Source organism: Bifidobacterium sp. LH_449, assembly GCF_056356755.1.
Window position 1 is genome coordinate 117,506 of the sequence record NZ_JBKEUV010000003.1, and the last position, 19,818, is coordinate 137,323.

General features: G+C 62.2%; 14 protein-coding genes. 13 read left to right on the top strand and 1 reads right to left on the bottom strand.

Features of this window, described 5'->3' with window-relative positions; genetic code table 11:
* Nucleotides 1-37: 37 nt before the first annotated feature.
* The 11 genes from AC1AX7_RS03795 to AC1AX7_RS03845 all read left to right on the top strand — a co-directional run bounded on the left by AC1AX7_RS03795 (nt 38) and on the right by AC1AX7_RS03845 (nt 17,173).
* Nucleotides 38-1,246, top strand: coding sequence for a 3-deoxy-7-phosphoheptulonate synthase (locus AC1AX7_RS03795; protein WP_476508770.1), 1,209 nt, complete (start codon nt 38-40; stop codon nt 1,244-1,246).
* A 165-nt stretch (nt 1,247-1,411) separates the two neighbouring features.
* The gene (gene mtnN, locus AC1AX7_RS03800; RefSeq protein ID WP_476508771.1) at nt 1,412-2,104 is read left to right on the top strand and encodes a 5'-methylthioadenosine/S-adenosylhomocysteine nucleosidase; all 693 of its coding nucleotides are present in this window, start codon (nt 1,412-1,414) and stop codon (nt 2,102-2,104) included.
* A 179-nt stretch (nt 2,105-2,283) separates the two neighbouring features.
* Complete coding sequence (locus AC1AX7_RS03805; protein WP_476508772.1) at nt 2,284-3,813, top strand: sensor histidine kinase; 1,530 nt, start codon at nt 2,284-2,286, stop codon at nt 3,811-3,813.
* A gap of 65 nt (nt 3,814-3,878) precedes the next feature.
* Nucleotides 3,879-4,583 (top strand): response regulator transcription factor, encoded by a 705-nt coding sequence (locus AC1AX7_RS03810; protein WP_476508773.1) that lies wholly within the window; start codon nt 3,879-3,881, stop codon nt 4,581-4,583.
* 255 nt (nt 4,584-4,838) lie between these two features.
* Nucleotides 4,839-5,954, top strand: coding sequence for a phosphate ABC transporter substrate-binding protein PstS (gene pstS / locus AC1AX7_RS03815; RefSeq protein ID WP_476508774.1), 1,116 nt, complete (start codon nt 4,839-4,841; stop codon nt 5,952-5,954).
* Between the two features lie 195 nt (nt 5,955-6,149).
* Nucleotides 6,150-7,103: a phosphate ABC transporter permease subunit PstC gene (gene pstC / locus AC1AX7_RS03820; RefSeq protein ID WP_476508775.1), complete on the top strand. Its 954-nt coding sequence runs from the start codon at nt 6,150-6,152 to the stop codon at nt 7,101-7,103.
* The gene (gene pstA / locus AC1AX7_RS03825; protein WP_476508776.1) at nt 7,100-8,092 is read left to right on the top strand and encodes a phosphate ABC transporter permease PstA; all 993 of its coding nucleotides are present in this window, start codon (nt 7,100-7,102) and stop codon (nt 8,090-8,092) included. Before pstC ends, pstA begins: the two co-directional genes overlap by 4 nt.
* A 54-nt stretch (nt 8,093-8,146) precedes the next feature.
* Nucleotides 8,147-8,926, top strand: a complete 780-nt coding sequence (gene pstB, locus AC1AX7_RS03830; RefSeq protein WP_476508777.1) for a phosphate ABC transporter ATP-binding protein PstB — start codon at nt 8,147-8,149, stop codon at nt 8,924-8,926.
* Between the two features lie 243 nt (nt 8,927-9,169).
* Nucleotides 9,170-10,552 (top strand): NCS2 family permease, encoded by a 1,383-nt coding sequence (locus AC1AX7_RS03835; protein ID WP_476508778.1) that lies wholly within the window; start codon nt 9,170-9,172, stop codon nt 10,550-10,552.
* A gap of 355 nt (nt 10,553-10,907) precedes the next feature.
* The gene (locus AC1AX7_RS03840; protein ID WP_476508779.1) at nt 10,908-16,205 is read left to right on the top strand and encodes a fibronectin type III domain-containing protein; all 5,298 of its coding nucleotides are present in this window, start codon (nt 10,908-10,910) and stop codon (nt 16,203-16,205) included.
* Between the two features lie 77 nt (nt 16,206-16,282).
* Nucleotides 16,283-17,173, top strand: a complete 891-nt coding sequence (locus tag AC1AX7_RS03845; protein ID WP_476508780.1) for a hypothetical protein — start codon at nt 16,283-16,285, stop codon at nt 17,171-17,173.
* A 162-nt stretch (nt 17,174-17,335) separates the two neighbouring features.
* Here AC1AX7_RS03845 and AC1AX7_RS03850 read toward each other — a convergent pair whose 3' ends face one another.
* Entirely contained in the window at nt 17,336-18,289 is a 954-nt protein-coding gene (locus tag AC1AX7_RS03850; RefSeq protein WP_476508781.1) for a metal ABC transporter solute-binding protein, Zn/Mn family, read from the bottom strand.
* Nucleotides 18,290-18,719: 430 nt separating this feature from the next.
* Here AC1AX7_RS03850 and rplJ point away from each other — a divergent pair, with 430 nt between their 5' ends.
* The gene (gene rplJ, locus AC1AX7_RS03855; RefSeq protein WP_476508782.1) at nt 18,720-19,241 is read left to right on the top strand and encodes a 50S ribosomal protein L10; all 522 of its coding nucleotides are present in this window, start codon (nt 18,720-18,722) and stop codon (nt 19,239-19,241) included.
* A 105-nt stretch (nt 19,242-19,346) separates the two neighbouring features.
* Complete coding sequence (gene rplL / locus AC1AX7_RS03860) at nt 19,347-19,727, top strand: 50S ribosomal protein L7/L12 (RefSeq protein ID WP_476508783.1); 381 nt, start codon at nt 19,347-19,349, stop codon at nt 19,725-19,727.
* Nucleotides 19,728-19,818 lie beyond the last annotated feature (91 nt).

The following is a 19,818-nucleotide window of genomic DNA, read 5'->3' on the forward strand; positions in this document are numbered from 1 at the left end:
TTATGTATTCTTGGGGAGTAAAGCCAAGGAGAGGGACATGAACGAGCAGGACGTACACTGCGCCGAGCCGAAGCCGCTGAACACGCCGGAAGATCTTGCGACGATCCGCAAGGCGATGAGCGAAGGACGCAATCCGCTGCTGACCACCGACGTGCCGCGTTGGGAGGATCAGGTCGGCGTCGACCGCATCATCAACCGTCGCATCGTTGAATTGGAGCCGCTGCCGACGCCTGCACAAGTCCTGCAGCAGCAGCCGCTCACACAGCGGATGCAGGATCTCGTCGCCGGATCGCGCGACGCGATCCGCGCATGCCTGTACGGGCAGGACGATCGTCTGCTCGTCATCGTCGGCCCCTGCTCCGTGCACGATCCCGACGCGGCGCTCGACTATGCGCATCGCCTTGCGGCAATCGCAAAGGAGACCGCCGGCGAACTGCTCATCGTCATGCGCGTGTATTTCGAAAAGCCGCGCACCACCGTCGGATGGAAAGGCCTTATCAACGATCCCGACATCGACGGAAGCCACAACATCCGAAAAGGCCTGCTGCTGGCGCGCCGCACACTGTTGGGCGTACTGAATGAAGGACTGCCGGCGGCGACGGAATTCCTGGAACCGACCAGCCCGCAATTCATCGCCGACGCCGTCAGCTGGGGCGCGATCGGCGCTCGCAATACCGAAAGCCAGGTCCACAGGCAGCTCGCATCCGGCATGTCCATGCCGATCGGCTTCAAAAACGCGACCGACGGATCGGTCAAGGCGGCCGTCAACAGCTGTGTCGCCGCCGAACAGCGTCACACTTTCTTCGGCATCGATCATATGGGACGCGCCTGCGCCGTCGAAACGCTGGGCAATCCCGACTGCCATGTCGTATTGCGCGGATCCTCGCACGGACCGAATTATGATGAGGTCTCCGTGCGTGAGGCGATGACGGCCATCAATGCGGCGATGCCGTCCGATTCCGCCGCCGCGCATGGCCTCATCATCGATTGTTCGCACGGCAATTCCGGCAAGGACGAGCGTCGCCAGATCGAAGTGGTGCGTGACATCGCGCGTCGCATCGCGGCGGGGGAGCGGGGCGTCACCGGCGTGATGATGGAAAGCTTCATCGAAAACGGCAACCAGCCGGAAGCGCCGCTGGCGGACCTCGTGTACGGCCAGTCCATCACCGATCGCTGCATCGGCTGGCATGACACGGCCACGCTCCTGCGCGAGCTGGCCGACGCCGTCGCCGCCCGCCGCAAATAATCACCGACAAGGCGGCACAGTGCCAATCATGGGGCTCACCGTACAATGAAGGCTGATTTTTGGGCGGCCAATCGGCGGCAGCCGGCAGGAAACAGCCAGCCGGCAGACCGGCCAACGAGAAACCGCCAACGGCAGCGGCACAAACGCAGGAAGGAACGGCCAACCATGTCCACCATCGCAATCATCGGCGCCCTTGACGAGGAAATCGCGCACATCGTCGCCTCGCTCATCGACGTCACCGTCAACGAAGCGGCCAGCCTCACCGTCAGCCGTGGCACAATGACGACGCGCAACGGCGAGGCCATCACCGTCGTCGCCACCGTAGGAGGCATGGGACTGGTCAACGCCGCCGCAACAACGCAGCATCTGATCGACGTATACCGGCCGGATGCCGTCATCTTCTCCGGCATCGCAGGCAATCTCAACAAAGCGCTGCACATCAATGACGTCGTGCTCGGCGGTACGCTGCGCTATCTCGATACCGACATGCGACTGGTCGGCCAGTGGAAGCCCGGCACTGAGGAGTTCCATTCCGATCCGCAGCTGCTGGCCATCGCCGACGAAACGCTGAACGACATGGGCATCGCGCATATCACCGGCGTCATCGCATCCGGCAACTATTTCGTCGACGGCGCCGAAAAGGTCGCGCAGGTCATCGCCGAAACGCAGGCGGACGCCGTCGAAATGGAAGGCGCGGCCGTCGCGCATGTCGCCGCCCGCAACGACGTGCCCGCGCTGGTGATTCGCGCGATGAGCGACAACGCCGACACGGATTACGAGGAATTCAAGGATTTCGACATCTCCGAATACGCCGATACCGCGGCGAAGATCGCGGTCGGCATCGTCGGCCGTATGTGAGTGCGGTATGTGAGCGTCGCGTGTGAGCGCGCGGCATGCGACGCTTCCGCAATGTCGGCGCCGCCATTGGATGAACGCTAGGCAAACAAGTGGTTACCAGTATGCCGATGCGCCGGGTGGCGTTGCGCCGAGCCGCTAGTGTGGTATCTGACCTGCGGATTATCGGAAGGTGAACACTTATGGAGTGGTGGCAGATCGTTATGCTGTCGGCTGCGGCGATCGTATCGGCCGTCGCTTTGCTGGCCGTCGCCTATGTTTGCGGGCGTCGCGTCGGGAATCGTGTGATTCCGGCGGATCGGAATTCCGATGACTGTCGTTCCATTTTCGGTGATGATGTGCCGGTGCGGGTGGCCGAACAGCAGCTGATCGCCGTCATGCCGGACGCTTTGATGGTCACCGATGCCGATGGCGTGATCGGTTATTGCAGTCCCGGAGCCAAACAGCTTGGCCTGGCGGAAGGCGGTGCGGTGACGGCGCCCGACATCATCGACACGCTGTCGCTGGTGGCGTCCGATGGTGTTGTGCGCGAGCGCGAGGTGGTGCTGCCGATTGACCGCACGCAACGCGTCCCCGCCGTGCACAGCAACGGCAGGGGCGTGGAGGCGGGGCAGCATGCGCCGTCCTCGCTGCGTTATCTTCGTGTGCGCATCGGACAGCTCACCGACGATCTGTATGCGATGTTCATCAAGGACATGAGCGAGCAGCGGCGTTTCGAGGCGATGCGCCGCGATTTCGTGACCAATGTGTCGCATGAGCTGAAGACGCCGGCCGGCGCGATTTCGCTGCTTGCCGAAACGATTTCGGACGCGCCCGACGATCCTGATGCGGTGAAGTATTTTTCGGGTCGCATTTTGAAGGAAAGCGCCCGTTTGACCGAACTGCTGCATCGTCTGATCGACCTGCAGAAGGCGCAGAGCGCCGAGGCGATGCTGAATGCGCGCAGATTGTCGGTGGTCGGAGTCGTGCGTGAGGCGATCGGCGAGAACATGGTGCAGGCGAAGGATCATGATATCGCGATCAAATTGTCGTTCAACGGTATGGCGCTGCCGTTGGAGACGGATTCGGACGACGCGCCGGATGCCGGCGATGCCGCAGGCGATGCGGGACCTGATGGCGGCGTGCGGTCGGCGAAGGCCGCCTTGAACGGCGGCGTCGCGAATGATGACGCTGCGAATGGTGGCGTAAACGGCAACGGAAACATCGCCGCATGCGATGCTGCGATCATGGCCGACGAATCCTCGATGAAAACGGCCGTCAAGAATCTGGTCGAAAACGCGATCCACTATTCGCCCAAACATACGACGGTCGCGGTCGGCATCGCAGTGAAAGGCGGCAAGGTCGTCATCCGCGTCGTCGATCAGGGCATCGGCATCCCCGCGGCGTCGATTGACCGCATTTTCGAACGCTTCTACCGCGTCGATCCGGCTCGCTCGCGTGCGACGGGCGGTACGGGATTGGGGCTTGCCATCACGAAGCATTGCGTGCAGGATTGCGGCGGCACGATTTCCGTGTGGTCGCGCGAAGGCGAAGGCTCCACGTTCACGATCGAGCTGCCCGCCTACCACGATGACGGAGATGACGGTGACGGTGCCGGAAGCGACGGTGCCGACAGCGACGGCGTCGGCACCGGGAGCGCTGTCGCCGACGATGCCGTTGCCGCAGTCGATGCCGCGGGAATCCTGACGGCTGCTGACGATTCGGTTGCGTAAACGCTACGATTTGATATTGGAAACGAGAGCGCGCGGACTTGCTGTCCGGGGCGAGGAAGGCTGAAATGACACGCATTCTTATTGTGGAGGATGAGGAATCGTATCGCGAGCCGCTGGTCTACCAGCTGACGCGCGAAGGATACGACGTATCCGCCGCCGCCACCGGCGAGGACGGCCTGGAGCTGTTCACCAAAGGCGGCGTCGATCTGGTGCTGCTCGACCTGATGCTGCCCGGCATCGACGGCACTGCGCTGTGCCGCCGCATTCGCGAGCAGAGCCGTGTGCCGATCATCATGCTGACTGCGAAAAGCGCGGAAATCGACAAGGTCGTCGGTTTGGAGATCGGTGCCGACGATTATGTGACGAAGCCGTATTCCTTCCGCGAATTGCTGGCGCGCATCCGGGCGGTGCTGCGCCGCAACCAGGGGATGGGCGATGCCGCCGCCGGCGCCGATGACGATGTGCCGCTGGTGTGCGGCGATATTTCGATGAAGGTCGGCCAGCATCAGGTCAGCGTGCGCGGTGAGGACGTGTTCTTCCCGCTGAAGGAATTCGAACTGCTGGAATATCTGATGCAGAACAAGGGTCGTGTGATGACGCGTCATCAGCTGATCGATCGCATTTGGGGCTCCGATTATGTGGGCGACACGAAGACGCTGGATGTGCATGTCAAGCGCGTGCGCTCCAAAATCGAAGAAGACCCAGCACATCCGAAGTATCTGACCACCGTGCGAGGCCTGGGCTACAAGATCGATACCCCGGCCGAATAGGACGGTCCGCCTCGTCAAGCCTCAAAACCGTAAAGCCCCCGGGTTTTACGGTTTTGCCGTCTTCTGGCCTTCATGTCGTAAGGCCCGCGGCCTGCGCGTCCTTGGAAGGGTGGGATTGATCAGCAATTGTTCATCTTCCGTTCACCATATTTGGTCATCGCATGGCGCAAACACCAATACGCTTGGAAATGTCATTGAAAGCGGCGGCTCGGATAGGACGGGTCGCCGGTGATTAAGAGGGATAAAGAAACAATCATGCGTAAGGATCTTCTCATTCGTTCGTTCGCCGCCATCTCCGGCATTGCGATGCTGGCTTCCGTCGCAGCCTGCGGCGACAACACCGCCACCACCGCCGATGACAACGCGACCACTAACACCGCTGATGCGATTTCCGGCGACTTCGCCGGTGCGGGCGCCTCCTCCCAGCAGGCCGCCGTCGAAGCCTGGATCGCCGGTTTCCAGGAGAACAACCCGGATGCCGCCATCTCCTATGATCCGTCCGGCTCCGGCGCCGGCGTGAGCACCTTCCTGACCGGCGCCACCGCCTGGGCCGGCTCCGACAAGACCCTGAGCGATGACGAGGTCGCGCAGTCCGAAAGCGTGTGCGCTTCCGGCACCGCCTTCGACATCCCGGTCTACATCTCCCCGATCGCCGTCATCTTCAACCTCGAAGGCATCTCCGACGCGGGCGAACATGTGAACATGGACGCCTCCACCATCGCCAAGGTGTTCGACGGCAAGATCACCAAGTGGAACGATCCGGCCATCCAGGATCAGAACCCGGACATCGAACTGCCCGACCTCGACATCACCGTCGTGCACCGTTCCGACAAGTCCGGCACCACGCAGAACTTCGTGAGCTACTTCAAGGACGCCGCCCCGAACGACTGGACCTATGAGCTGTCCGAGAACTGGCCGAACGAGGTCGGCCAGGGCGCCAAGGGCACCTCCGGCGTGGTCTCCACCGTCCAGCAGGCCAACGGCACCATCGGCTACGCCGACTTCTCACAGGTCGGCGACCTGGGCACCGTGGCCGTCAAGGTCGGCGACACCTACAATGAGATCTCCGCCGAAGCCGGTTCCGAAGTCATCGACGATTCCGAAGTCGTCACCGACGGCAACCGCGTGAACGTGACCATCAACCACAACACCGAAGCCGAAGGCGCCTACCCGATCGTGCTGGTCTCCTACGACATCGCATGCCCGGCCTACAAGGACGCCGACACCGCCAAGTTCGTCAAGTCCTGGCTCACCTACGTCACCAGCGATGCAGGCCAGCAGGCCGCCCAGTCCGCAGCCGGCACCGCCCCGCTGCCGAGCAGCCTGGTCGAGAAGGTCACCGCCTCCATCGACGCCATCGAAACCGAGTGATAGCCCGCTCATGAAATCATGAGGCTCGTGAATTCAAGCCGCAGTCGCCATTATCGCGGCTGCGGCTTGAATCGGGTCTGCACCTGCTACCGTTAGAACCGTCGATATGTCAGCCGGCATGCCGCTCCTGGCACGTCCGTTCCCGACACGGCGTCGACATATCGCCTACACGCAAACAATATCCAAGGAGAACCTGTGAGTTCGCAAGACAATACGGTTGCCCGGCCGGTCGGCGGCAAACATGCCGACAAGGTGTTCAAGGGCATCGCTTACGGCTGCGGCATCCTGATTCTTGTCGTGCTTGCCGCAGTAACACTGTTCCTGCTGTTTCGCGCATGGCCGCTGATCGGCGGCGATCAGACGGCCAACGCCGAAACCATCTCCAGCTTCGCCGGCGGCAAAACCGACACGTTCTGGGGCTACGTAGGCCCGATGCTGTTCGGCACCATCCTGGTCGCCGCGCTCGCACTGCTGATTTCCTTCTTCGTTTCCGTCGGCATCGCGCTGTTCATCTCGCATTACGCGCCGAAGAAGCTGTCCACCGCGCTGAGCTACGTCATCGACCTGCTCGCAGCCATCCCGTCCGTCGTCTACGGTCTGTGGGGCGGTCTGGTGCTGGTGCCCGCCATCTATCCGTTCTGGAATTGGGTGGCCACGTATCTGGGCTGGATTCCGCTGTTTGCCGGCCCCGCCTCGAATCCGTCCCGCACCGTCGCCACCGTCGCCGTGGTGCTGGCGGTGATGATCCTGCCGATCATCACCTCCATGTCGCGTGACATCTTCCTGCAGACCCCGCGCCTTCAGGAAGAGGCGGCCCTCGCCTTGGGCGCCACCAAGTGGGAGATGATCAAACTCGCCGTGCTGCCGTTCGGCCGCTCCGGCGTCGTTTCCGCCTCCATGCTGGGCCTGGGCCGTGCCTTGGGCGAGACGATGGCGGTGCTGATGATTCTTTCCCCGGGCCTCAACTATTCGATCAAGCTGCTGCAGGCTTCGCAGAACCAGACGATCGCGGCGAACATCGCCGCACAGTATCCGGAAGCGAACGACCTTGGCGTCAGCGTTCTGATCGGTACCGGTCTGGTGCTGTTCCTGATCACCTTCGTGGTGAACTTCATCGCACGTAAGATCACCCAGAAAGTGGCCGCATGATGACTAGTACAGAACAAAGCCCCATGGATAACGCTCCCGTCATCGACTTCGATAAGTTCAAGCCGACCCGCTCTTTCATCGCCGCGCGCAAGCGCAAGGAAATGGCGATGCGCGTCCTGGTCGTGGTCGCCTTCATCGTCGCGCTGATCCCGCTGATCTCCGTGCTGTGGACCGTCATCTCCAACGGCATCAAGCGTCTGAACCTCAACTTCCTGAGCTACAACATGACCGGCGTCGTCGGCGGCAACCCGACTCCGTCCGGCGGCTACGGCGGCATCCTGCATGCCGTCATCGGCACGCTGGAGATCACGCTCGGCGCCATGGTCATCTCCATCCCGATCGGCCTGATGTGCGCCGTCTATCTGGTGGAATACTCCAATCGCAGCAAGCTCGCCCAGAGCATCACGCTGCTGGTCGACGTGATGAGCGGCATCCCGTCCATCGTCGCAGGCCTGTTCGCCTACTCGATGTTCACCATCGTGTTCGGCCCCGGCACCATCAGCGGCATCGAAGGCTCCGTCGCACTGTCTCTGCTGATGCTGCCGACCGTGGTCAAATCATCCGAGGAAATGCTTAAGATCGTGCCTCACGATCTGCGCGAAGCCTCCTACGCCCTTGGCGTCACCAAGCAGCGCACCATCACGAAGATCGTGCTGCGCACCGCACTGCCCGGCATCGTTTCCGGCTGCATCCTTGCAATCGCCCGCGTCATCGGCGAAACCGCACCGCTGCTGATGACCGCAGGCTACATCGCCTCCACGAACTTCAACCTGTTCGCGGGCCGCATGACCACCTTGCCTGTGTACGTGTACCAGGAGTATTCGAAGCTGCGCGCCAACTGCCCGGCCAACGCCGACGCCTCCTGCGTGACCACCATCCCGATGGAACGCTCTTGGGCGGCGGCCTTGGTGCTTATTCTCATCGTGCTTATCCTCAACCTCATCGGACGTCTGGTGGCGAAGGTCTTCGCCGTCAAGACGGAGCGCTGAGAGGCCCGGCAAACCAGCAAGACGACGATCATCAGAAAACTGTAAGGAAAACCAATGGGACAGCGTATTGACGTCAACCATCTGAACATCTACTACGGCGACTTCCTCGCCGTGGAAGACGTGAACATCAACATCGAGGCCAACAAGGTCACCGCCTTCATCGGCCCGTCCGGCTGCGGCAAGTCCACCGTGCTGCGCACGCTCGACCGCATGCACGAGATCATTCCGGGCGCCCACTGCGAAGGCGAGGTGCTGCTGGAAGGCCGCAACCTGTATGCGAAGGACATCGACCCCGTGGCCGTGCGCCGCGATGTCGGCATGGTGTTCCAGCGCCCGAACCCGTTCCCGACGATGTCCATCCGAGAGAACGTGCTCGCCGGCGTCCGCCTGAACAACCGCAAGATCAGCAAGTCCGACGCCGACGACCTGGTCGAATGGGCCCTGCGCGGCGCCAACCTGTGGAACGAGGTCAAGGACCGTCTCGACAATCCGGGCATCGGCCTTTCCGGCGGCCAGCAGCAGCGTCTGTGCATCGCCCGCGCCGTCGCAGTCCACCCGCAGGTGCTGCTGATGGACGAACCGTGCTCCGCCCTTGACCCGATTTCGACGCTGGCCGTCGAGGATCTGATCAACGAGCTGAAGAACGAGTACACGATCGTCATCGTGACGCACAACATGCAGCAGGCCGCCCGCATCGCCGACTACACCGCCTTCTTCAATCTGAAGGCCGTCGGGCAGCCCGGCCACCTCGAATATTTCGCGGATACGACCACCATGTTCAACAATCCGCAGAACGAAGAGGCCGAGCGCTACATCTCCGGCCGCTTCGGCTGATCGGCAGCGAAAACCCCGCCCCACGGCGGGGTTTTCGTTATGCGCCGGACATGACGGCAATGCCGCGACGGCGGCGCCGCATGTGCATCCCGGCCGACGCCGAATCCGAACCCCAAGCCGATATGACGTGCGGATGGTAAGGTGTCCAACGTCCGAAAAGGCTTTCGGCAACGAGTCGCAATTCTCGTTGAGGCCGACCGCGCAATCCGCGCACGGCCTCGCAAAACCCAAGGAAAGAAGAGCATGGAGAAGTTTTTCCATTTGAAGGAGAACGGCACCACCGTCTCCACTGAAATCCTCGCCGGTCTGACGACGTTCTTCGCGATGGCCTATATCATCGTCGTCAATCCGCAGATCCTGTCGTCCACCGGCATGCCGTGGGGCGGCGTCTTCCTCGCGACCATCATCGCGGCCATCGTCGGCACGCTGATCATGGGCCTGTTCGCGAACGTGCCGTACGCTCAGGCCGCCGGCATGGGCCTTAACGCATTCTTCACGTATACGGTGTGCTTCGGTCTGGGCTTCACCTGGCAGGAAACGCTGTGCATGGTGTTCCTGTGCGGCCTGATCAACATTCTCATCACCGTCACCAAGATTCGCAAGATGATCATCAAGGCGATCCCGGAAATGCTGCAGCACGCCATCGGCGGCGGCATCGGCCTGTTCGTCGCCTATGTCGGCATGCTGAACGTCGACCTGATCACCTTCACCCCGGATAAGGAAACCACGTCCGCCGTCGGCGCCACCCCGGGCCTGGCCACCTTCAACAATCCCGTGCTGTGGCTGTTCCTCATCGGCCTCGTGCTGGCCGTCGCCTTCACCGTGCTCAACATCAAGGGCGGCATGCTGCTGGCCATCGCCATCACCGCGGTGATCGGCATCCCGATGGGCCAGACCACGATGGCCAACTCGCTGTCCATCGGCGAAACCTTCTCGCAGCTGCCGCAGACCTTCGGCGCGATCTTCTCCGCTGAAGGCTTCCCGTCGCTGTTCTCCGACGCCTCCCGCATCCCGCTGGTGCTGGTGACGATCTTCGCGTTCTCCATGTCCGACACCTTCGACACGATCGGCACCTTCATCGGCACCGGCCGTCGCACCGGCATCTTCTCCGAAGAGGACGAGAAGAGCCTGGAGAACGGCTCCGGCTTCAGCTCGAAGATGGACCGCGCGCTGTTCGCCGATTCCGTCGCCACCTCCATCGGCGCCATCTGCGGTACGTCGAACACCACCACGTATGTGGAATCCTCCGCAGGCATCGCCGCCGGCGGCCGCACCGGTCTGACCTCCGTGGTCGTGGCGATCTGCTTCGCGCTGTCCGCGTTCCTGTCCCCGTTCATTTCCGCGATTCCGTCCGCCGCCACCGCGGGCGTGCTGGTGGTCGTCGGCTGCATGATGGCCGCTTCGCTGAAGGAAGTCGCATGGAACGACATCGAAGAAGCCATCCCGGCCTTCTTCGCCGCCGTGTTCATGGCGTTCTCCTACTCGATCTCCTACGGCATCGCCGGCGGCTTCATCATGTACTGCCTGGTGAAGACCTGCAAGGGCAAGGCCAAGGAAGTGCACCCGATCATCTGGATCGTCGCGGTGCTGTTCATCCTCGACTTTGTGCTGAACGCGCTGCTGTAGTGGCACGCGGGCCTGCGGCGCGCATGCCGATGCAATACGTGCGACGCTGCAGCCGTGCTGATCCCGACCGGGCCGGCCGATTCCGTATTCGCGAATCGGCCGGCCCTTTTGCATCGCGGCCTTTCGTGAAGCCGACGCTGCCGTCCATGCTTCCGACGGGAAGACTGCAGCGGATTCGTAATGGGTTGTCAAGAAATTATGCGCTCTTCGATGAACTACGATTTTTAGCGTCCTTTCTTCGGTAGACTACGCGATGACAGTATGACAACGCCGGACGGTGATGCCGTCCTTTTGCGTTGGCATTTTCAACACCTCTGCGAACGGATTTTCGCAGGCTGAACAAGGAGAGATACCAGTGCAGCACCGAGGACGACTGACGCGGGCCATTATGTGGTGCGTCGCTCTCGCCTTCCTTGTGGCACCGTGTGCGACGGCGACGGCGTTGACCGTCGATGACCGGACCGTCGAATATGTGACAGAGCAAGCGCAGGAGAGCCAAAGCAATTCGAATGCAGACGCCACGTCGGATGGGGCGGCGGATGAATCCGCCACGGAATCGGACAACGGGAACGGCATGTCGGAAGACGTGCAGCCCGATGCCCAAGGCGCGGATGACGCCGGCCCGGAAGGCGAAGCCGCCGACGAAAACGTCGCTGGCAAGGATGCCTCTGACGAAGGTGCCGCCGATAACGGCGACGCCGCCGAAAACAACAGCGACGGCGACGCTGATGCGGATCCGTCGAACGATGCCGTGTCCGGCGACGTCAGCGTTACCGTGAAGCTGACCACCACCGAGCGGCGCGCCGGCGACGCTGGACTGACCGTCGCATTCGACGGCGAGGCCGCGCAGGATATGACCACGACGGACAACGGACGCACCTGGCAGGCCGTCGTGACGTCACGGAAGTCGGGCCGACGCACGATTGCCGTGCGCGGATCGCGCTATGAGACCTATACGCAGACCATTGATTTGCCGGCATTCTCGTCGGCGACCATTCGTCTTGCCGACAATGCCGGAGGCGCGGCCGCGGGCGGCGTCAACGGATTGATGGCATACGGCGATTTCGACGGCGACGGCGCGATGAACGACGCCGATGCCGCTTTGCTGGCGCAGACGATTGTGAACGACGCCGATGACAATGTTTCCGAATACGACATGTCGGAAGACGGCACCGTCGATATCCGCGATGTGCAGGTGTTCGCGACGACCGTCGCCGCCGAACGCGTGCAGGCGCAGGCCGAAATCATCAAGCCCATCGACACCGCCGGCATGACTGCGGAAATGCCGCAAAGCACGGCGGCGGAAGGCGGCGTCACCGTCGATGACATGCTGCAGAACGGCGAAACCATCACGTTGAAGCCGGCCGGGGCGGAAGTCATTTCCGAACAGTCGCCTGTGGAAATCAGCATCGTCACCGGCGGTGCGGGAATCAGCGATATGGTCATCGCCGTTCCGGAAGACTCGCAGAACAAGCCGACCGCCGGCGTGATCATCGTCGAACCGGAAGACGGCGCCACGCAGGAGATCGCGTTCTCCGACGGGAACGCCCACGCGGCGCGCGCTCTGGATACCGCGCAGGCCACCATTGCGCCCGACGGCACGGTGAAGGTGGACTTCGGCGGCCAGATCGCGGTGAAGAAGATCACGATCCGCGTGACCGGCACGTCGTCCACCAAGCTTGCCGATATCGCTTCGGTGGTGTTCCTGAACGATATGGAGAACCGCGTTCCGGCACCTGATCTGAACGTGCCGACGGATGTGACCGGCACCGTCGGCGACAAGGAGTTCACCCTGCGTTGGAAGGCGCAGACGAATATCACCGGCTATGAGGTGAGGATTTCCGACGGCGAAGCCGAACAGACCGTGCCGAGCGTGCTGCCGACGATCACCATCACCACGTTGAACGGCAGGAAGCTCGCCAACGGCACCGAATACACCGTTTCGGTGCGTTCCGTCAACGGCGAATGGTCTAGCCCATACAGCGACGCCATCACCGTGACGCCGCAGGCCTCCAAGGCCCCGGCGGCGCCGGAAGGCATCACGGTCAACGGCCGCTACCGTGCGCTGGCCGTCAGCTGGAAGAAGATGGACGACACCGACTTCTACACGCTGTATTACCGCGCGCAGGGCGAAACCGAATACCGGAAAGTCGACGCGCGGATCACCGGCACGTCGTACACGTTGGAAGGCCTGGCCGACACCACCACGTACGACGTGTACATGACCGGCACCAACGCGGTCGGTACCTCGCCGAACTCCGCGGTGTATCAGGGCGCAACCGTCGCGAAGAACGTGAAGGTCCCGTGGTATAGGCTGATCAACCGTACGGTGCAGTCCAAGGATCTTGAATCGCATATCACCGGCGTTTCCGTCGACAATTGGAAGGCCGACCAGTATCCGGACGGCGTCATGGATCCGATGTGGGTCGTGGACGGCGACTACAACACGGTGTGGTATTCCTCCGCGAACGCCCAGTTCAGGGGCGCCACCGTGGAATTCGATCGGGAATATCTGATGGACGGCGTGGCCGTCACCACGTATCTGGGCGACGGCTGGTCCAGCCAGTCCGGTGTGCAGATCACCACATGGGATGCCGACGGCAACGAGCGTTTCTTCGAATCCCGTGCGGGCACGGCCGGCGTCGCCGGCGTCTCCGGTGCGGCCAACACCTTCAAGGCCACGTTCGAAGCGACCGAAGTCAAGAAGATCAAGGTCACCTTCGCCCGATACTATTCCGACACCGTCAGCATGTCCGAACTCGCGTTCTATGAGCATGACCCGCTGGAAGACGATATCGAAGCGCTGTGGGCGGACGACATGCACGTCACGCTCAGGGACGGCATCAAGCAGTCCGACATCGACGGCCTGCGCGAGGCCGTGAACACTCCGGAAGGGATTTCCGGCGAGACCACGCCGAAAAGGACGCTGCTGCTCGCCGACCTCGACAACGCCGAAAAGGTGTTGAACCAGCAGGGGCTGCGCGAACAGGTGGAGATCGATACCGCGGTGTCCTCCGCATATGACGGCCACGTCGGCTCGCAGGGTCTGAATGCCTGGCAGCCGTTGGGCATCGCCGCCAATGCAGGCGATGAGCTGAAGGTGTATGTCGGTGGGTCCGGCAAGACACCCGGCGGCAATTCCGAACTGCGTCTGATCGCCACCCAGTACCATGCCGAATCCTCGGCTTGGAGCAAGACCGTTGTGGAGACGCTGAAGGTCGGCGCGAACGAAGTGACGATCCCTTCGCTGACTTCGCTTGGTGTCGAAAGGGGCGGCGCCCTGTACGTGGAATACAAGGGCAACAAGTCCGGTCAGCAGTATGCCGTCCGCGTCGTCGGCGGCACCGAGATTCCCGTGCTTGACGTGCACAACGTCACCGATGATGCCGAAAAGCTCGCTCGAGCCACGGCATACGTCAAGAAGCTGGATGCCTATGTCGACGCTTTGCAGGCGTCCCATGAGGACGCGCACGGCGATGACTTCGACGAGTATGACGAGCGGAACTGCGTCTTCAACGCCACCGATCTTGTCACTCGATACATGATGCATTCGGTGCCCGCCTCGCAGGTGCTGTCGGGCTTGGGCGACGGCTCCGTCGAGGAGCGCGCCGCCAAGCTGGTCGCTTCGCTGGATTCCGCCGACGACATGATGACGCTGTTCTACCAGCACAAGGGCCTGGGCTCGAATCCGACCTCCGCCGACACGGCCGCGTACGGTTCGAGGAACGCGCTGCCGACCTCCCGCCAGAACATCCGCTACATGCGCATGTTCGCCGGAGCCTTCATGTACGCCGGCGGCAAGCACATCGGCGTCGAATGGGACCAGACCAAGGCCGTCGTCACGTCTCCGGGCGTGATCGCGGACGCCGGCGGCAAGTACGAGTCCGGTTCCTACTTCGGCTGGGGCATCGCCCATGAGATCGGCCACGAAATCAACCAAAGCCAGTACACGGTGGCGGAAGTGACGAACAATTACTTCTCCCAGCTGTCCTTGGCCCAGGATTCCGACGATTCCGTGCGCTGGAGCTACGACGAGGTCTACAACAAGGTGACCAGCGGCACGAAGGGCGCCTCGTCCGACGTGTTCACCCAGCTGGCCATGTACTGGCAGCTGCACCTGGCCTACGACAACGGCTACAACTACAAGACGTACGACACGTACGCCGAACAGATGGAGAACCTGGTCTTCGCCCGCGTCGACGCCTACGCCCGCAATACGGGCAACGCCCCTGCGCCGGGCGGCGTCAAGCTGACTCTGGACGGCGACACCGACAACAATCTGATGCGTCTGATCGCAGCCGCCACGCAGAAGGACCTGACCTCCTTCTTCAAGGCATGGGGCATGACGCCGGACGAAGCCACCAAGGCGTACGTCGCGCAGTTCGAGCCGGAAACCCGTCCGATTCAGTACATCACGGACAACGCCCGCGTATACCGCATCGAAAACGGCGCTTCCGTCGCGGCGGACGCGCAGGTGAAGGCGGAACTCTCCCATGCCGACAATTCCTCACAGGTCGACATCACCATCACGAATGATGCGGCCGCCCAGCAGGGCATGCTCGGCTATGAGGTGAGCCGCAACGGCCAGGTCGTGGGCTTCGTGACCGCAGACCGGTCCGGCGCCACGGTGTTCACCGACACGATCGCCACGATCAACAACCGCGTGTTCACCTATACGGTCACCGGCGTCGACAAGACCCTGGCCCGCACCGAAACGGCGACGCTCGACGCGGTCAAGATCTCCACCGACGGTTCGCTTGACAAGGCCGCTTGGGCCGCTTCCACGAATATGACGTCGGAAGAGGACGCCATGGTGGGCGACGAACACGATCCGTGCGAGCCGGTTCCGTCCAAGGCCGTGGCCAAGGTCATCGACGGCGACAACGACTCCGTCTATGAGGGCGAGCTGTCGTCCTCCGCCGCAGGCGAGCAGGCGCAGGTGACCCTGTCGTTCAACGATGTGCTGTCTGTGACCGCGTTGAAGTATCGCGCAGGCGGCGGCAATCCGATTCGCGATTATGAAATCCAGGTCAGCGAAGACGGCACGCAGTGGCAGACCGTCAAGACCGGCACCTTCGACCAGGACGAGCTGAAGGACGGCGGCAGCGTCACCGTCCACTTCAGCAAGGACGGCGACGATTGGCTGTACACCTACGACGTGGGCTATCTGCGTGTGGTCGCCACTGCGCAGAAGGCCGTATCCATCGCCGAACTTGATGTGCTCGGCGCCACCGGCGACGACATCGAATTCATCGATAACGGAATCGGCTATCTGAAGGAAGACCTGCTGCTTGATGAAGAGGCGGGGGAGAAGATCCCCGCCGGCTCGCTGGTGTTCACCGGTGCGTATAAGGGCAACCCCGCATACAACGCCATCAAGCTGTACGACCAGGACGGCAACATCATCGAAGGCACGCAGGTGATCTTCGCGCAGGTCCCCGAACACGGCGAGCTGGGCGAAACCGCCGACGGACGCTGGGTGTATTACATCGAGCCGGATCGGCTGGAAGGCTTCAACCTGCCGACTTCGGTACGTGCGGAGCTGTACCGCGTGGATGATGCCGAAACACTCAGGGGCGAACGTCTGGTGGCCGACACGCTGCCGGTGGCGTTGCCTGAGTCCCTGCCGCAAATCGAAGTCGAAACGAAGTGAGCGGCGCAATGGACAACACGGTGAATCTCACAGTGAAAACGGACAACGGAAACGTTAAGACCATGAAAGGAACTCCTGTGCATCGAATTGCCGCGCATGATACCGTGCATGACAGTGCGCGTGTCGGGGAGCGTATTGGCCGTATCGCTCGCCGCTGCCTGACCCTGCTGGCCGCGTCCGTGCTGCCTTTGGCGGTTATGGGCGCGTCCGGCGCCGCGGCCGAGGAGGCGCTGTCGCCCGGATTGGAGGTCGCATCCGTCTCCGCCTCGTCCATGTCGGTGAAGCTGACGGGCGTCGGCGAGGCGCATACGGTGCGCGCTCGCATCGCAGTGTCCGCCGGCCCGGATTACGCGCTGTCCAATCCGACGATGACGTTTTCCGATGCGATGACGGAGAAGGCGGCCGTTCGACAGGCCATCGCAGTTGCGGCCGACGCCGCCGACGGCTCCGTCGCGACGGATGTCGTGCTCTCCGGCGGCGATACCGCGATCGCCGAAGACGGCACAGTCGATGTCGGCGTGCTGAGCGTTGACGGCGTCGCCGCTGAGGATGCCGCCGAAGGCGTTGAAATGACGGTCAGCGTCACCTCCCTGCAGGTCACGGATGCCGGCTATGGCTTTGTGGCTGACATGCAGCAGGGTGATGCCGGTCTGCCGGCCGGTGTGACGGTGACCCTGAAGGATTCGTCTGACGGAGGTTCCGGTGATGGTTCCGGTGATGGTTCCGGCGGCGGCCAGAACGGCGGTTCCACGGGCGGTCAAGGTGACGGTTCCGCAGGAGGCCAGAACGGCGATGATTCGAATACGGGCCCGTCCGGTCAGAAAGCAGATTCCGACGACATCAAGAACGTACTTGAATCGCTGTCCGACACCGGCGTGGCGGTCGCCGGCGCCGCTGTGGTCGTGCTTGTGCTCGTTGCAGTGGGCGTGGTGGTGTTGGTCATTCGTCGCCGCCATTCCGGACGCTGACATGATCGGCGAATCCACGCCGTAATCAGCTAAAAGGGCGTCGTCTCATCAGGCGGCGCCCTTTGCCGTATCCGCACCTTCCCCAAAAGCCGTGATCCTCGCACTTGTCTTCCGTTTTGGATGCCGTTTAAGAGGACGGATTTTCGAAATAGGCCTCACTGATCAGTGGTCGTGGTCGTGATCGTCATGGGTCTCATGATCCCGGACGGCGTCGGCGTGGAAACCGTCGCCTTTGCCGGTGAATTGCGCGACCAGGGCGCCCATCCATTCGGCGAGGCTCGCGTATTCCCGCGGCGTCTGCTCGGTCAGGGCGATGACCGGCACGTCGGCGTCCTCGGCCGCCTGCACGATGCTTTCCGTCAGCGAGCCATGCGCCTGCAGGTTGTATGCCAGCACATCGATGCCGCCGGAGCGCAGCGCATCCGTGAATTGCGCCAGATCCGCGGGTGTCGGCTCGCTTTCGTTCGCGCTTGCCTGCCTATAACCGGTCGGCGTGGCGTCGGCAAGGCCGAGTTCGTCGGCCAGGTATTCTGCGACGGATTCGGTCGCGGCATATGTCGTGCCGCCAAGAAGGGCCTTGGCGTCGGCGATGATGCCGGACAGGTCGTTTTCTTCCCTCCGCCATGCCGCGAATCCTTGTTCGAAAACGTCGACGTCGCCGGGGCTGAGGCGCCGATACGCGTCAAGAATGGCGTCGGCGGCCGTTTCACGGCAATTCGAGGAAAACCAGATATGCGGATTGTCGCCATGCTCCACGTCGCACAGCTCCGCGACGTTGATGATCGCCGCCGATGATGATTCCGCCGCTTTGACGGCCCATTCGTCGTAGCCGGCGCCGTTGACGATGACGATGTCGGCCTGCTGGATGCCGGCGATGTCGGCGGTGGTGGGCTCGTAGTCGTGGGCTTCCGCGCTGGTCGATGTGATGATGCTGGTCGCGTCGATCGCGTCGCCGCCGATCTGTTCGGCGAGCGTGCCCCATTGGTTGATGGACGCGACGACGGTGATGCCGTCGGATGACGCCGCGTTTTCGGTTGCGGTGCCGTCCGGCGTGCAGGCGCTCAGGGCTGCTACGGCCGTGATGGTTGCGGCGGCGGTCAGGGCGGTCTTGCGCATGATGAGGCTCCTTGGTCGTGCTGATGTCTGGCGGCCGTCCCGTATCGTCCGCCGCCAATGTGACGCCGTTTCAGTCAGATGGGCATTTATGAATACCTGTGTTCCTGACTGGCGTGATATCCGTTTTAAATTGATAATGATTATCAATAACATATATTCGGGGTGGTCGCAATATCGCGACACGCCCGGATTGAATCAGTCCAGTGTTTCGCGTAGATTGTTCCCTCGTAAACCACAGACCGTTGGTTAAAGCCGGAAGGCTTTCGAAGTTTGGTTCGCCAAGCCAGCGCAGGTTGAAGAACATACGCCCGTCAAGGGTATGCCGCTTAGCGGTCGAATGTTGCTCTGCCTGTGCGCAGGGCTTTTTTATTGCCCTGAAGCAAGCTTGTCCTTACTGAATTTCTCAACGGCCCAGTAAGGAAGGAACGCCATGAAGAGGCCCGAAAAGGAAGTGGTGGTCGCTCAGCTTACGGAGCAATTCCGTAACGCTGATGCTATCTACCTGACCGAGTACCGCGGGCTTACCGTTCCGCAGATCTCCGATCTGCGCGAAAAGCTAGGCCGCGATACTTCCTACACCGTGGCGAAGAACACGCTGATCCGCATTGCCGCAAAGGAAGCGGGCATCGAAGGTCTCGATGAGATCCTCGCCGGCCCGACCGCCGTCACCTTCGTGAAGGGCGACTTCATTGAGGCTGCCAAGACCCTGCGTGACTTCGCTAAGACCAACAAGGCCCTCATCGTCAAGGGCGGTTACGCAGACGGAACCGTTTACGACGCTGCGGGTGCTCAGCAGCTGGCAGACCTCAAGTCTCGTCCGGAACTGCTCGCCGAAATGGCTGGCGCCCTCAAGGGCACCATGTCCAAGGCCGCTTACCTGCTCAACGCTCTGCCGACCAAGGCCGTGCGCACCATCGACGCTCTGCGCGAGAAGCAGGAAAAGGCCGCCTGATTGCCGTGCGGCTTGCCGCATAAAATCAATTCGGAACAATAGAAAACACATGTTAGGCAGCGGGAACATCACAACGTCCGCCGCCACAAAAGAAAGGAAGCCATCATGGCTAAGTTCACCAACGAAGAGCTGCTGGAAGCTTTCGGTGAAATGACCCTCGTCGAGCTCTCCGAGTTCGTCAAGGCCTTCGAAGAGAAGTTCGACGTCGAAGCCGCCGCTCCGGTTGCCGCCGTCGCCGCCGCTCCGGCCGCCGCCGCTGCCGCCGAGGAAGAGAAGGATGAGTTCGACGTCATCCTGTCCGCCGTTGGCGACAAGAAGATCCAGGTCATCAAGGCCGTCCGTGGCATCACCTCCCTGGGCCTGGCCGAAGCCAAGGCTCTGGTCGACGGCGCTCCGAAGCCGGTTCTCGAGCACGCCAAGAAGGAAGACGCCGAGAAGGCCAAGGCTCAGCTGGAAGAAGCTGGCGCCACCGTCGAGCTCAAGTGATTTGCGCGGCATAGGCCGCATCACTGAACTTAACCCGGAAACCCCGTCGCTCGTCGAGCGGCGGGGTTCCGCTGTATTCGGGCGGTTTCGC

Excerpts from the sequence above, each read along its gene's own strand:
- pstA (WP_476508776.1), top strand. The coding sequence starts at position 7,100 with ATGATGACTAGTACAGAACAAAGCCCCATGGATAACGCTCCCGTCATC.
- pstB (WP_476508777.1), top strand. The coding sequence starts at position 8,147 with ATGGGACAGCGTATTGACGTCAACCATCTGAACATCTACTACGGCGAC.
- AC1AX7_RS03795 (WP_476508770.1), top strand. The coding sequence starts at position 38 with ATGAACGAGCAGGACGTACACTGCGCCGAGCCGAAGCCGCTGAACACG.
- pstS (WP_476508774.1), top strand. The coding sequence starts at position 4,839 with ATGCGTAAGGATCTTCTCATTCGTTCGTTCGCCGCCATCTCCGGCATT.
- AC1AX7_RS03835 (WP_476508778.1), top strand. The coding sequence starts at position 9,170 with ATGGAGAAGTTTTTCCATTTGAAGGAGAACGGCACCACCGTCTCCACT.
- AC1AX7_RS03810 (WP_476508773.1), top strand. The coding sequence starts at position 3,879 with ATGACACGCATTCTTATTGTGGAGGATGAGGAATCGTATCGCGAGCCG.
- rplJ (WP_476508782.1), top strand. The coding sequence starts at position 18,720 with ATGAAGAGGCCCGAAAAGGAAGTGGTGGTCGCTCAGCTTACGGAGCAA.
- AC1AX7_RS03805 (WP_476508772.1), top strand. The coding sequence starts at position 2,284 with ATGGAGTGGTGGCAGATCGTTATGCTGTCGGCTGCGGCGATCGTATCG.
- AC1AX7_RS03850 (WP_476508781.1), bottom strand. The coding sequence starts at position 18,289 with ATGCGCAAGACCGCCCTGACCGCCGCCGCAACCATCACGGCCGTAGCA.
- rplL (WP_476508783.1), top strand. The coding sequence starts at position 19,347 with ATGGCTAAGTTCACCAACGAAGAGCTGCTGGAAGCTTTCGGTGAAATG.
- mtnN (WP_476508771.1), top strand. The coding sequence starts at position 1,412 with ATGTCCACCATCGCAATCATCGGCGCCCTTGACGAGGAAATCGCGCAC.